The following is a 15755-nucleotide window of genomic DNA, read 5'->3' on the forward strand; positions in this document are numbered from 1 at the left end:
TTTAAAATTTATAATAAAAAAAGAAAAAGATTAAGAGAATTTATGAAAAATCCTCTTAAGGACTAATTTTTATAGTGTTTCCAGTTTGGAAATCATTCCAGTAGGAAGTAATAATATACTCACCACTCATTAATCTGATTCCTAAGCTTGCGATACCGTCTTTATTAGTAACTTTGTGATAGAAGACACCGTTTACGTTAAATGATACGTTTTGGTTAGCTAATGGTTTACCTTGACCATCTAAAGTTAAAGCAGTGAAATTGCTGCCGTCAAGGTACTTCATGGAGAGATCTTTTGTTACTAAAGTTGGCAATACATTAACTTTGTTTCCAATATCAAGTCCTTCAAACATAGTTGTAATAGTATATTCCCCAGGTCTTAAAGCAATACCTAAACTAGCTACACCATTGGAATCAGTGGTTTTAGTATAGAATACACCGTTGATATTGAAAGTTACATTTTTACCTACTGCTAAAGATCCGTCTTTGTTGTAGATAGTTGCTTGGAACTTAGAAGCATTTAAGTAGTATTTAGTTAAATCACTTTGTACGATTAATGATTTTACAGTTATGTTGACTCCTTTTTCTTCACCATTTGCCAGATTATATGCGGTTAAAATATAATTTCCAGGTCTTAACATAATACCTAAATCAGCTACACCATCTTTATCAGTCTTTTTAGTGTAAAATACTCCATTAATGTTAAATTTAACTTCACTGTTAGTTAATGCTTTTCCTGTGCTGTCTAAAAATTTGGCATAGAATCTTGTAGCATTCTGATACATTTTAACTAAATTATCAGCCATAATAGTGGATTTTACAGTTACTGTTACATTAACTGAACTTTCATTATATTTAACTGCTACATTATATGTTCCTGCACCTAAATTAATAGCCATGGAAGCTATTCCTTCATTATTGGTTTTTCTAATGTAATCTTTACCATTAATATTAAATGTTACATCAGCATTAGCTATCGGATTACCTTTACTATCAATTAATTTAGCTGTAAGGCTTTCAGGACCTTTGTAATATTTTACAAGATCATCAGCAGTTAATGTAAATGTTTTTTTATTGACAGTTATAGTTCCGTTAGCAGTTGCTTTATCATATTTATTATCACCATAATAATTTACAATAAATTCATGAGTTCCTGCAGAAATATATGGAATAATAACTTTAGCAGTACCATTATTAACTTTTGCAAAGTAAGGTCTGTTGTTCATAACTAAAGTTACATTACCAGTAGCATCTTTAGGTAAAATTACAGTAACTGTAGCATTTTCACCTTCATTTACTTCACTAACATTAACTTTAATATCATATCCGGATATTTTAGAAACTTTAAATGAAGTACTGTTACTTGAAGATAAATATTTAGCATCACCATTATAAACAGCATTGATTTTATAATTACCACTAGCTAAATCTTTAACAGTTAAAGTAGCTTTACCGTCTTTAATCTCAACAGTTTCAGTTTTATCACCAATAGTGAAAGTAACATTACCAGTAGCACCAGAAGTAACACTAGCTACAATAACAGCATCCTCACCAACCTTAATATCACCAGCAGATACAGTAATTGAAGAAGGAAGTTTATTTACATTAAATGTATAAACTGCACTGCTTGTTAAATACTTAGCATCACCATTATAGGTTGCTTCTATTTTATAATCTTCAGCAGTTAAATTTTCAATAGTTACAGTAGCTTTACTGTCTTTAAGCTCAACAACTTGTGATTTACCATTAATAACAACAGTAACATTACCAGTAGCACCAGAAGTAACACTAACAGTCACAACAGCATCTTTACCAATTTCAATATTATCTACAGAAATATCAACTTTTGACTCAAGTTTAGAAACTTTAAATGAAGTACTGTTAGATGAAGTTAAATACTTATCATCACCATTATAAACAGCAGATACAGTATAATCGCCACTAGCTAAATCTTTAACAGTTAAAGTAGCTTTACCGTCTTTAATCTCAACAGTTTCAGTTTTATCACCAACAGTGAAAGTAACATTACCAGTAGCACCAGAAGTAACACTAGCTACAATAACAGCATCCTCACCAACCTTAATATCACCAGCAGATACAGTAATTGAAGAAGGAAGTTTATTTACATTAAATGTATAAACTGCACTGCTTGTTAAATACTTAGCATCACCGTTATAGGTTGCTTCTATTTTATAATCTTCAGCAGTTATGTTTTCAATAGTTACAGTAGCTTTACTGTCTTTAAGTTCTACAACTTGTGATTTACCATTAATAATAACAGTAACATTACCAGTAGCACCAGAAGTAACACTAACAGTCACAACAGCATTTTTACCAATTTCAATATTATCTACAGAAATATCAACCTTTGACTCAAGTTTAGTAACATTAAATGAAGCTGTTGCTTTTGCACTTCCATATTTATTATCTCCATTATATTGAATGGTAGCTGTGTATTGACCAGCATTTAAATTACTAATAGATACTGAAGCTTTACCATTTTTAATATTTGCACTTTGTGTAATATTTCCAATAACTACTTCAACACTGCCTGTAGCATCACTAGGAAGTTCAATATTAATAATAGCTTCTTCACCTACTTTAATATCCTCAACAGTTACATTAATAGCTGGAGTGACTTTACCTACACCTAATGCATAAACTGTTTTATTAGAATAAACATAGACAGTACCGTTTTTATCCATAACTATTGGTCCTACAGCTGAAGAATCTGCAGCAAATGTCCATAATAATTTAGCATTGCTATCAATAGCTGATACTTTTCCATTATCTGATCCTATATAAACAGTTCCATTATTATCAATCATTATGGAAGATGCTTTATCTCCAAAGTTATAGAAAACAGAAGTTTCACCTTTGTTAAATATATCTATTTTATAGACATTTCCATCACTGCCAACAGTGTATAATACACCATTTTCATCATCTAAAGCTAATACACTTCCATTTATAGCTATTTTAGTAGTCCATAATTTATTATTTATGGTTAATGCATTAACTTTTCCATCTTTATCAAATACATATATATTATCATTAGAGTCAATTACCGGACGTCCTACAATACCAATTCCGCCAAAACTTCCAATTACAGTTTTACTTGTAACATTGATTATTTTAAGACCATCTTTTGTATTAACAGCTACTAATCCATTACCAATTAATGTAGGTGCACTAACTGGCTGGGATCCTAAAGCAATCATAGTAGGAGTTCCTCCGGATTTCCACATATTATATGGAATAATTACTAAATTGTAGCTTTGGCTGCTGTACTGATATTCTCCGGAAATGTATACATTAGCATTTTCATCTACAACTGGTGAGAAAATACTTGAACCTTGCCAAATATTGGAATTATATTTTTTACCAGTAGTGGAGTTTATAAAGTATATTGCATCTCCAGATTTTGGAGCAATAATAATATCACGGGAAATTGCTATTCCTGAAGAAATTTCACGTCCAAATGAACCTGCAAATTTCCATCTTAAAGTTCCATTTGAAGTAAATGAATAAATTCCATCATTACAAGCCACATAAATATTTCCTGCATTATCAATAGCCATAGAACCGTTAATTTGACTTCCACTTACAACATAATTCCAGATAGCTGCACCGTTACTATTTCCTGTGTAATTTGTTTTTCCAGTGTTTTTAGTGTTAAATCCGTCATTATCCCATTGAGGAACAGGATAACCGGTTATTTTAATATCGGTTGTATTTTCACAACCATTATACAATCCATTACCACTATAAACTACTTTAACAGTATAATTACCTGCTGCTAAATCAGATACTTTTAAGGAAGCTTTACCAGTATCTTTATCAACTTTTACAATGGTTGATTTATCTCCAATTGTAATATTTACACTGGATCCGTCACTACCTGGAGCAGGCATAACTATTACAGAAATAACAACATCTTCACCTACTTTAGCATCATTTGCATTTACAGTTAAAGTAGAGTTAAGTTTGCTTTTACTAAATTGCTGTGTAGCTTCGCAGCCAAAGTAGTTATTATCTCCATTATAAACTGCATGAACAGTATGAAGTCCACCATCAAGATCAAATAAAACAATATATGCATTACCATCTTCAATAGTTGCATTTTCACTTTCGCCATCAACAGTAAACATTACTTCTCCAGTTGCATCTTCTGGAAGGCTTACAGTAATTGTAGTATATTTTCCAATACTAATCTTAATATCCATTGATGAAGCTATTTTATTAACTTTAACTGAAGATGTAGCAAGAGCTTCTTCGTAATTATCATCACCATTATATTTAGCTGTAATTTCATACTCTCCGCCAGTTAAACCAGATATTGTTGTAACTCCAGTACCATTTACCAAATCAATAGTATAATCTTTGTTATTAATCTTAACTGTAACAGTACCGGTTGCTTTACTGCTTTCCAAAGCTACTTTAATTACAAGGTCTTCTTTTACCCTAATATCCTTAGTATAAATATTTAAATTTGTAAATGCTTTACTTACATCAAATTTTAAAGTGCTGGTTACACCGTAAAGATTAGTAGTTACTGAAGCTTCTCCAGTAGCAGTTGGAGTAAATATAACCTGCAATTTACCGTCAATAAATTTATCACTAACAGCAGTTGCTACACCATTAATGGAAGTAATATTTAAAGTATCCAATGGCAATTTGTCTCCAGCATCATATTTGCTAATTTCACCTTTACTAGTAATTACATTAGCTAAATCAACAGTTATTATTGCATTTTCACTGAAATTCAATTTATCAACATTACTTGTTACATTTAAGAATAACCAATTGTTTAACTCTTTTCTTGGTGCAGCAGTTGCATTTTCAGCAGCATTTCCCCACCAGTTATTATCCAATACAAATGATGCGGAATTACCTACTGTTGAAAATACATCACCTAAACTTGGTAGTTTTTGTTTATTTCCTAAAAAGATTGAATTTACAGCTGTAAGTACACATTTTTTCATAACATAAGCAACACTTCCCGCAGATGCATAGTTATTAATAAATACTGAAGATGAAATTTTAATCTGATAGTTATCAGTAGAACTTGAATCAGCAGCCAAACAGCCACCTCTACCTTCTCCAGTGTTGTTTATAAAAATAGAGTCAATAATATCTAATCCCTGATTAAAATTACTGCTTTTTACATAAATACAACCTTGATAAACACTGTTATTTTCAAAAGAAGTACCTGAAATTATTCCCTGTTGGTCTTTAAGGTCCAAGTAAATTAAATTACCTACATCTGAAGTTCTTTTCTCATTTGCAGTATTATTTACAAATTCACAGTTAATCATTTCTAAATAATTAGTATAAATACATTTGAAAACATTATTATTGCTAAATTTGGAATCTGAAATAACTAAATTAGCTACATTAACAAGAATATCTTTTTGATTGTTTGAATAAAAGTTACAGCCAGTTATTTCAACTTCACCAGCATCTAATCCGTTGATAATTTCACCATTAGATACATCAGCAAATTTCAAATTATTAAATGACACATTTGCATTGTTTGAAATTTTAAATATAGGAATAGCTGAATTAGATCCACCAATAGTAGCTTTTCCATCACCAACAATTTTTAAATCATTGGTAATATTTAACCCATATTCATTGTAATTTCCCTCTAAAATATAAATTCCATTAGTATTTAAAGAAATAGCTTTAGCTATTGTACGTACCGGTGAATTTTTACTTCCGTTATTGTTATCATTACCGTTTACAGACACATAAACATACTGAACAGGTATACCGTTTACAGTAAGATTATTTGAGTTAGTAGCACCAGCAACTGAACGTACATATACTTTATGTTCTTTACCATCATTAAAAGTTAAATTAAAAGACTCACTATAAACTGTTTTTAAATAAACATCATCTACATAAACAAAATAACCTGATTTGGATAAAATATCAGAATCATAATATTTGCTATTTTTTAAATTAAACTGAATATTTAATACTGTTGTATTGCCAATTCTTTCTTCTTCACTGATTTTAGATTTGGAAAATACTAAAGAATTGTTATAATAATAGTTGTCAGACAATTCCAGTACAGATTTGGAAAGATCAATTACTAATAAATCACCAGATTTAGTATGATTAATAAATTTATTACCTACCAATCTAACATTTGGAGATCCGTAACCCTGTGCCTGATTTGCACAAATTGCAGTACCTATAGATGCTGAATTAGTTATGAAAGTAGTGTTGTATACATCTAAATCACCAGCATCCATTATTGAAATAGCTCCACCACGACCAGTACCTGTTGTAGATTCATTAGTAAGAGACCAGCAATTGTTTACATTATATTGGAATAATGAGTCTTCAATATAAATATGTGGGTTGGTTCCGTAGAAACATGCACCAATAGCTCCTCCACCATTGTTGGTTGTACAGTTATTCCTTGTAAAAGTGGTATTGTATATCTGCAAATAACTGTAAGTATACAATGCACCACCATTCCATCCTGCTACATTATCTGTAAAATTAGAATCATATATTGTTGTATTTGCTCCGCTGTGAGTGTGTATTGCTCCAGCCCACCAAAATGCACTGTTTTTATAAAATGTAGAATTTTTAACAATCAATTGCCCACAATTATTAATACAGCCCGGTTCTGTTGTAGCATAATTATTTTCAAAATAACAGTTTTCAACTAACATATGTGAAGTATTGCAGTTTAAACCAGCATCAGGATCATAAACACTTAAAACACCAAAACAGGTATTAATATTTGTAAAATTACAATTTTTAACAGTTGTATAACCTCTTTTAATATAGTAAACACAGGCATGACTTGATAAAGAAGTTATATTATCAAAAGTACAGTTTTCAAGCAAATTACCTGTGCAATCACCAGCCAACTCTACAAACATTCCACTATCCAAAGATGTTTTTTGTGAAAGAATCATCCATTTAAATGTCAAATTAATTAATTTTAAATTAATTCCTGAATTTTCAGGAGTTTTCATCGGAGTATAATAAATTGTAAATGCATCAGATGATTTATCTCCAAAATAAGCTCCATTATTTCCTAGGATAGTTACATTATTTCGAATAATAATCTGATTAGATTCATCAACTCCATCGCCAGGATAAAAATTAGTATTTTCCTTTAATTGAAGCACATAGTTTTTATCTGTTTTTTCACAGTATGTTTTTAGTTCACCCCAATTATTTACAATAATCACATCATCAGAAGGATTGGCTACCGGCATATCAACATTACTGTTAACTTGAGCAGAATCCTCCATAATTCCCATTGAAGAGTCATCCAATCCCATATCAGATGAATTAACCTCATTCAAATCGTTCGCACTTACACTGCTAACTCCTAAAAGGAGAATAAGTAGCATAATGCCTAAAAAGAATTGTTTATTGAATTTCATAAATAATCAACCTTTTTACCAAATTAAAATATATTTTATATTTAATAAAATTTTTTTTACATTTATAAATTTTAGTTCAAATAATATATAATATTATAGATAAATTAACCAATCAACATTTATAAAATATAAATAACAAAAATATCTTTAAAAGAAAAACAAAGTGATTTTAATGGTTAAATGTTTAATGGTTCAGGGAACATCATCAAATGCTGGAAAAAGTATGCTTGTAGCTGCATTATGCAGAATATACAGAAACAGAGGCTATAAAGTAGCTCCTTTTAAATCTCAAAATATGTCTTTAAACTCATATACAACTAAAGAAAATGGAGAAATAGGAATAGCTCAAATGTTACAAGCAGAAGCTGCAATGATTGAACCAAGCATACATATGAACCCTATTCTTTTAAAACCAAAAGGTGATTTTACATCCAATGTAATTATCCAGGGCAAATCCATCGGAGATATGAATTTCTATCAATACCAGCATGACTATCATGACAGGGCTTTTGAAGCCATTAAAGAAAGTTTCAATATCCTAAAAGAAAATTATGACATTATAATCATTGAAGGAGCAGGATCACCTGCAGAAATTAACATGCGTAAAGAAGATCTTGCCAATATGGAAATTGCACATATGGCTGATGCAAATGTTATTTTAATAGCTGATATTGAAATGGGTGGTGTTTTTGCAGCTATTGCTGGAACATATGTTCTTTTAGATGATTATGACAGATCCAGACTAAAAGCCACAGTTATTAATAAATTTAGAGGAAATTTAGATATTTTAAAACCTGGACTTGACAGAATTGAAGAAATCACCAAAGCTCCAGTTTTAGGTGTCCTGCCTTATGATGAAACACTGAAATTACCTGAAGAGGATTCAGCATCCTTAACAACACATGTATTTAATGAAAACAAGGACATTATTATTGGAGTTATAAGACTTCCTAAAATCTCCAATTTTACAGATATTGACCCCTTTGAGTTTGAAGAGGATGTCGGAATTAAAATGATTAATCTTAATGATGAAATTGGAGATGTTGATGCTATAATCATTCCCGGAACACGTAATTCAACTAAAGATGCAAAGGAGCTCTTTGACAGCGGACTTGCCGCCAAAATAATAGCCAAATCCCATGAAATTCCTGTTGTTGGAATCTGCGGAGGATATCAAATTCTTGGAAATATAATTTATGATGATGATAAAAAAGAATCCGATGTTGGAACTATTGAAGGACTGAAATTATTAGATATTGAATCAAAATTCCAACGCACAGAAAAAATCGTAACACAGTCTGAAGCTGTCATACCTGAAAAAGAAGATTTAACCGGAATAGCCAGTGCCATATTTGCAAAGATAGCTGGAGAGAAAGTAACAGGTTATGAAATCCATGAGGGTACATCACACCTGAACCCAAGTAAAGAAGTAAACCCATTGTTAAATGTTCAAAAAGGACAGGGAAATAATGATGAAGGTGACTTTGATGGAGCATGTAGTGGAAATGTCTTTGGAACATATTTCCATGGAATATTTCACAACTACAATTTCAGACGTGAATTTTTAAATTATCTAAGAGTCAGAAAAGGTCTTGAAGCCAAAAATGGTGAAGATCCCTATGAAACACAAAAGGATTATTCATTAAATAAATTAGCACAAATTGTTGAAGAAAATATAGATATGGAAATTATTGATAAACTTATTTTTTCATAATATAGTAAACATATCTGTAATCATCACTATTATTTTCATAAACTTCAATTTCTTTTTTAAAATCCTTTTTAAAGTCATTATCTTCCAATTTTTTAAGATTACTTTCCAGATTACTATAATAACTTTCAAAATCACTTTTTGGTAAAATAAAATAATCTATAAATTCATAACCTTCATCCTTTATTTTAGCTATTTTATTTTCAATCGTGCCAATCTCAGGATAATGTGTTTTCCAAAACTTTTTAGATTCTTTTGAAGGTTTTTGAATCCATGTCAGCTCAGAAATAATCAGATAACTGTCTTGCTTTAAAACACGTTTCCAACTTTTAAGTGCTTTAGCAAATCCCATGATATATGCTGAAGCTTCACTAAAAACAATGTCAAATTCGCAGTTGGGATAATCCAGATCATTCATGTCCATCTGACAGGTGTAAACCCTATTATCCAAATCATTGTCAGCTATTTTTTCATCCAAAACCTTCAAATAATGTGGAAATAAATCAATAGCTTCAATTGTTGAATTTTTAAAATAATCAGCCAGCAGCAAAGTTGAAGCTCCCGCTCCACAGCCAATATCCAGAATAGTTAATTGCGAATCATTATTAAAATCAATATAGTCAATAGCTTTTAAAGTGGACTTATCACTTCCCGGAGCCAATCTGTCCATATCCTTAAAAGCAGCATAAAAATAAAGTGGAATATCCATAAAAATCAATAAAAGAGAAATAATTCTCTTTTAAATAAAAAAAGAGTGAAATTAAATCTATTCAATGGATTCAATTTCAATGTCAAAAGTCATAGCTTTGATATTAGCTTTTTCACCAACTTTTTTAATGGTGAATATTGGTGAGTCATTTAACATTAAATTATTGTTAATTTCTCTCATTTTGTTATTTAATACTTCTTTAGGATGGAAGAATTTACCTTCAGCTTCGTCAAAGTATTTGAAACTGTCAACAGATTCTCCTTCTAATTCATATTCGAATTTTTCACTTGGATTTTTAGTATTTACTGCTGTTATTTTAAATTTCATTTTTATACTCTCTCCAAAAATATTTCTAATTAATATATTATACTTTAAAGTATTTAAAAAGAGAAGATGATTATTTAATCAAGATCCCTTCCAAATATATGTACAGCTGCAGTACCTCCAGTACCACCGATATTATGAGTCATACCTATTTCTGCACCATCAACTTGACGTTTGCCTGCTTCTCCTCTAAGTTGCCATACAACTTCAGCAGCCTGAGCAATACCTGTTGCTCCAAGAGGGTGTCCACGAGCTTTTAAACCTCCAGATGGGTTAATTGGGAAATCACCGTCTATTTCTGTTTGACCTTCTTCAATAGCTATTCCACCTTTACCTTTTTCAGCAAAACCTAAGTCTTCTACAGCTAAAAGACCGTTGATTGAGAAACAGTCGTGAACTTCTGCAAGGTCAATGTCTTTAGTAGTAACTCCTGCCATTTCATATGCTTTTCTGGAAGCTACTCTAGTTGAATCAATAGTAGTTAAGTCTTTCCTGTTATGTAATGCAATAGTTCCGGAAGCCTGTGCAGATGCTCTTACATAAATTGGAGTATCAGTGTATTTTTTAGCATCTTCTGCAGGAACCATAACAACAGCTGCTGCTCCGTCAGAAACTGGAGAACAGTCTAAAAGTGTTAAAGGATCAGCTACCACAGTAGAGTTAATTACTTTATCCACACTAATTTCAAATGGGAACTGTGCATTTGGGTTGTTTTTAGCATTTTTATGGTTTACTACTGAAAATTGAGCTAATTGTTCCCTTGTAGTTCCATATTCATACATGTGTCTTTTTGCAATCATCGCATATAATGATGGGAAAGTAGCTCCTTGTTGTGCTTCCCATTCTTGATCAGATGCAGTAGCAATAGCTGGAGTAGCATCTACAACATCAGTCATTTTTTCTACACCTGCAGAAATTACAACATCATGGAAACCTGATGCAACTGCCATGATTCCTTGTCTTAGAGCAAGTCCACCAGATGCACATGCTGCTTCTACTCTTGTAGTTGGAATTGGATTAAGACCCATGTGATCAGAAATAAGTGCAGCAATATGTTCCTGGTCTACAAATAAACCGGAAGACATATTTCCCACATACATTGCTTCAATATCGTCTCCTTCAACTTCAGCATCCATAACAGCTTTTACACCTGCTTCAGCGATTAAATCTCTAAAAGATGAATCCCATAATTCACCGAATTTAGTTTGTGAAACACCTATAATTGCAACATCTCTCATAATTACACCTACATTTTAATTTTGCCTTTAAATTTAGCATAAACAGCATAATCAACATATTGTTTTCTATCAATGATGTCTTGTGTTTTTGGAGCTAAATCTCTTCTTTCTTTAATTTCTTCATTTACTGTTAATGTAAATCCGTCACTACCAGCACCAGATCCATATGAAACAACAAATATTTTATCTCCAGGTTCTGCAACATCTAAAATATTAGATAAAGCTAATGGAACTGCACCAGAATAAGTGTTTCCTATATTTGGAGTTAAAAGACCTTGTTGGATTTGTTCATTAGTAAATCCAAGTTTTTTACCTGCCCTTAAGTAAAATTTACCATTAGGTTGGTGGAAACAAGCGTAATCATAATCTTCAGGTTTTGAATCAGTTTTTTCAAATAAACCTTTTGCAGCACTTAATACATGTTTAAAGTATGCTGGTTCTCCAGTGAAACGGCCACCGTGAGATGGATAGTCTTGTCCTTCCCTTCTATAAAAATCAGGAGTATCAGTAGTAAAACTGTATGTTTCTTCAATATCAGCAAGAGTGTTATCTTTACCAATAATATATGCTGCACCTCCAGCAGATGCAGTGTATTCTAATGCATCTCCAGGTGCACCTTGAGAAGTATCAGCACCAATAGCTAATCCATACTCAATCATATTGGAATCCACAAGTCCCATAGTCATTTGAATTCCAGCAGTTCCAGCTTTACAAGCAAATTCTAAATCCGCAGCAGTTAAAACAGGAGTAGCATTTATAGCTTCTGCAACAATAGTTGCAGACGGTTTTACTGCATAAGGATGTGATTCAGAACCAACATAAATCGCCCCTATTTTTTGCGGGTCAATCTGAGCTCTTGCTAGAGCATATCTAGCAGCAGTTACTGCAATAGTAGCAGTATCTTCATCAGCAGAAGGTACGGATTTTTCGTTTACAATCAAACCCCTTGATAAAGCAACAGGATCATCTCCCCACACTTTAGCAATTTCTTCTACTTTTATTCTATATGACGGCACATACGCCCCATATCCAACAATTCCTACCATAGAATCACCAAGATTTTTTTAATTTTTAATTTAGTTAGAAAACTAACTTTAGTAATTTAATCTTTATAAAAAGTATTATATAAAAGTAACTAAAAAAACTAATCAGTATAATAAGAATTCAGAAAAAAATAAGAAAATTAGATAAAACAAATGCAGTTGCCGGGATTCGAACCCGGGTTGTAGGCTTGGAAGGCCCAAGTAATAACCAGACTATACCACAACTGCATAAATGCGGCGTCCGGGATTTGAACCCGGGTCTCTAACGTGGCAGGCTAGAGTCTTAACCAGGCTGGACTAACACCGCATAACAAACAACAATTATACTTTTGTTTTGATAGTATATAAAGTTTTGGGTAAATCTACATTCTAATAATTTGTTTAAAAATCATTTTATCCTGATTATCAAATGTTTTAGTAAGAATAATAGCTATTAAATAAACCACAACACCTACAGGAATAGCTAACCATAAATTAAGATTAAGAAGATGTAAAACAACACCCATAACACCTGCACAAAGTATAACTTTTAAAATATCAAATAGCAGATGTTTATCAGGAAGCTGATTAATTTTATAGATAGTATATAACTCTAAAACTAAAATTAAAATCTCACTAATTACAGTAGCTACTGAAGCACCATAAACTGAAAAATGAGGTATTAAAATAAAATTTAAAACAACATTAAACAGAGCAGCCAAACAATAAATTTTAGTAACTGCAGTTTCCCTGTGAGATGCATTTAAAATCATGGAACAGGCACCGTTAATAAACAGGAAACAGACAGTCCAGATCAGGATTTTTAAAACTTCACCTGCCTCTGCATACTGATTACCGTAACATAATGAAATTACATCTCCACCATAGAAAAAGGTAGCAATAGCTATTGGAATAGTAACCATGGACAGATACTTAATAGACTTGACAAAACTAAACTGCAGCAAATTTCCATCCTGTTTAAAGAGTTTACTCATAACCGGGAAAATAACAGAAGTATAAATTGTATAAAACAAAGTCAAAACATTGATTAACTTATAAGAAGAATTATAAAGACCTGTAGCATAAGTATTTGCAAACTGAGTAATCATAACCATATCAATTGAATAATAAATCATATAAAATAAACTAGTTAATGCAAAAGGAAGACCTCCGATAACTAACTTTTTACAAAAAGCCCTGTCAAATAAAGGTTTTGGAACAATAATCTTTTTAGATAAAGCTAAAGTTGCATAAACTAAACCTATTACATTAGCTGCAATATATGCTAAAGTAATTCCCCATAATCCATAATCTGTAAATGTAACAGCTACAATAAATATAAATGTTAAAACATTGAGCAGAGTATTTGTAATAGCCTGATACTTCATCATTTCATGAGCCTGGAATGAAGAATACATTGCAGTCTGAAATGACTTAATTACATTTTCTACAGCAAACAGGAAACAGATTATAACAGTATAATTATCCCAGCCTAGCATAAATAAAGCCATGGATACTACTGATAAGTAAAATACTGACAATATTAATTTAATACCGATAGCATTTCCCAAATATTTCCTTTCAGAGTCAAAATCTGTAGAAATGGATCTGACAATATAAGTAGTAACTCCTAAATCAGCACAAACACCGAAAATAGTTGCAAAAGAAGTAGCCGTACCTAAAAGACCATAATCAGATACACCTAAATAACGAGCAGTTAAAATAGTCCAAACAAAAGCACAGACACTTGTTATGATTTGAGAAAACATTAACCAACTCATATTTGCAAAAACAGTTCTTACTCTACTCATAATATTAAACTCACAAATTACTAGGATTAATATATATCAGTTTTCTATATTAAGCTTTACCTAAAATTTGTTTAATTATGAGCTTATCCTCTTTATCAAAGAATTTTATAAGAGTAATAACTACCAAGTAAACAATAACACCAACTGGAATAGCTAACCATAATGACATGTGAACCAAGTAAAATACTCCGCCCATTACAGCAGATGCAATGATTATTTTAATTAAATCAAAGATCAGATGTCTGTCAGGAAGCTGATTTATTTTACCAACCATATACATTTCTAAAATTAAAATTAAAACATCAGTTAATACTGTTGCAAATGCAGCCCCATGTGCTGAGAAATAAGGTATTAAAAATAAATTTAAACCAGCATTAAAAACTGCAGCTAAAGAATAAATCTTTGTAACGGAAGTTTCTTTATGAGATGCATTTAAAATCATAGAACATGCACCATTAATAAACAGGAAACAGACAGTCCATACCAATATTTTTAAAACACTGTCTGCATCAGCATACTGATTACCATAACAAAGATAAATCACATCCCCTGCATAAAAAAAGGTAGCTACAGCTATTGGAATAGTAATCATAGATAAATACTTAATGGATTTAACAAAACTAAGACGCAGCATGTCTTGTCCTTGTTTAAATAGCTTACTCATAACCGGAAAGATAACTGCTGAATAAATTGTATAAAACAATGTCAAAACATTAATTAGCTTGTAGGTGGAATTATAAAGTCCTGTTGCATAGGTAGTTGAAAATTGAGTAATCATAACCATATCAATTGAATAATATAATGTATAAAACAAGGTAGTTAAAGCAAAAGGAATTCCGGCAATTATTAATTTCTTAAAAAATTTCAAATCAAATAATAATTTTGGAACTATAATGTGCTTTGTTAAGGCAGCAATACAATAAATTAAACCAATTAAATTAGCTATAATATATGCAAATGTAATTCCAAGCAAACCAAAATTAGTGAAGCAAATTATTACAATAAATACTAAAGTTAAAACATTAAGTAATGTATTGGTAATTGCCTGATACTTCATTTGTTCGTGAGCCTGGAATGAAGCAAAAAGCAAATTATAAAAGGATTTAATTAAACTTTCAATTGCAAATAAGAAAGTTATTAAAATAGTAAAATTATTCCATCCCAACAAATATGAAATAAAAATAACTAATGCCAAATAAATTACAGATAATATTAATTTAAGAGACAAAGCATTTCCCAAATACTCTGCTTCTACATCATAATCAACGGAAATTGATCTTGTAATATATGTAGTAACTCCTAAATCAGCAACAACAATTATAATAACAGAAAAAGAAGTTGCTGTTCCTAAAATACCATAATCAGATACTCCTAAGTAACGTGCAGTTAAAATGGTCCAAATAAAAGCACAAACACTGGTAATGATTTGAGAAGCCATTAACCAGCTCATATTTGCAAAAATTGTTCGGACTTTATTCATAATTTAACCTTAGAAGTATTTGGAAAATGATATTATATTGTTT

The 15755-nt window shown here is 31.1% G+C and carries 8 protein-coding genes and 2 tRNA genes; 1 reads left to right on the forward strand and 9 read right to left on the reverse strand.

From position 1 onward, the window contains the following. Nucleotides 1-55: 55 nt before the first annotated feature. Nucleotides 56-7417 (reverse strand): Ig-like domain repeat protein, encoded by a 7362-nt coding sequence (locus tag ACMC9J_RS01075; RefSeq protein WP_427003395.1) that lies wholly within the window; start codon nucleotides 7415-7417, stop codon nucleotides 56-58. Nucleotides 7418-7589: 172 nt separating this feature from the next. On the opposite strand from ACMC9J_RS01075, the gene cobQ reads away from it, so the two are divergent. Then, the gene (gene cobQ, locus ACMC9J_RS01080) at nucleotides 7590-9131 is read left to right on the forward strand and encodes a cobyric acid synthase CobQ (RefSeq protein WP_427003396.1); all 1542 of its coding nucleotides are present in this window, start codon (nucleotides 7590-7592) and stop codon (nucleotides 9129-9131) included. On the opposite strand, the gene ACMC9J_RS01085 is transcribed toward cobQ, so the two are convergent. From ACMC9J_RS01085 to ACMC9J_RS01120, 8 genes are all read right to left on the reverse strand, one after another. Then, a complete protein-coding gene (locus tag ACMC9J_RS01085) occupies nucleotides 9118-9837 on the reverse strand; it encodes a class I SAM-dependent methyltransferase (protein WP_427003397.1) in 720 nt (239 codons plus the stop codon). The two genes, cobQ and ACMC9J_RS01085, sit on opposite strands and share 14 nt — an antisense overlap. A gap of 57 nt (nucleotides 9838-9894) precedes the next feature. Then, nucleotides 9895-10164, reverse strand: a complete 270-nt coding sequence (locus ACMC9J_RS01090) for a hypothetical protein (protein ID WP_094516572.1) — start codon at nucleotides 10162-10164, stop codon at nucleotides 9895-9897. Between the two features lie 74 nt (nucleotides 10165-10238). Beyond that, nucleotides 10239-11399, reverse strand: coding sequence for a thiolase domain-containing protein (locus tag ACMC9J_RS01095; RefSeq protein ID WP_019265405.1), 1161 nt, complete (start codon nucleotides 11397-11399; stop codon nucleotides 10239-10241). Between the two features lie 8 nt (nucleotides 11400-11407). Beyond that, nucleotides 11408-12445 carry a hydroxymethylglutaryl-CoA synthase gene (locus tag ACMC9J_RS01100; protein ID WP_019265404.1) on the reverse strand — a complete coding sequence of 346 codons (1038 nt, stop codon included), beginning with the start codon at nucleotides 12443-12445 and terminating at the stop codon, nucleotides 11408-11410. A 151-nt stretch (nucleotides 12446-12596) separates the two neighbouring features. Next, a tRNA-Gly gene (locus ACMC9J_RS01105) sits at nucleotides 12597-12670 on the reverse strand. Nucleotides 12671-12675: 5 nt separating this feature from the next. After that, nucleotides 12676-12749: transfer RNA gene (locus tag ACMC9J_RS01110), tRNA-Gly, on the reverse strand. Nucleotides 12750-12804: 55 nt separating this feature from the next. Continuing rightward, the gene (locus ACMC9J_RS01115) at nucleotides 12805-14232 is read right to left on the reverse strand and encodes a flippase (protein WP_427003398.1); all 1428 of its coding nucleotides are present in this window, start codon (nucleotides 14230-14232) and stop codon (nucleotides 12805-12807) included. Nucleotides 14233-14281: 49 nt separating this feature from the next. Continuing rightward, on the reverse strand, nucleotides 14282-15712 hold the full coding sequence (locus tag ACMC9J_RS01120) for a flippase (RefSeq protein ID WP_019267297.1): 1431 nt from the start codon (nucleotides 15710-15712) through the stop codon (nucleotides 14282-14284). Nucleotides 15713-15755: the final 43 nt, after the last annotated feature.

Origin of the sequence: Methanobrevibacter intestini, assembly GCF_047402955.1 — an archaeon.
GTDB lineage: Archaea > Methanobacteriota > Methanobacteria > Methanobacteriales > Methanobacteriaceae > Methanocatella > Methanocatella intestini.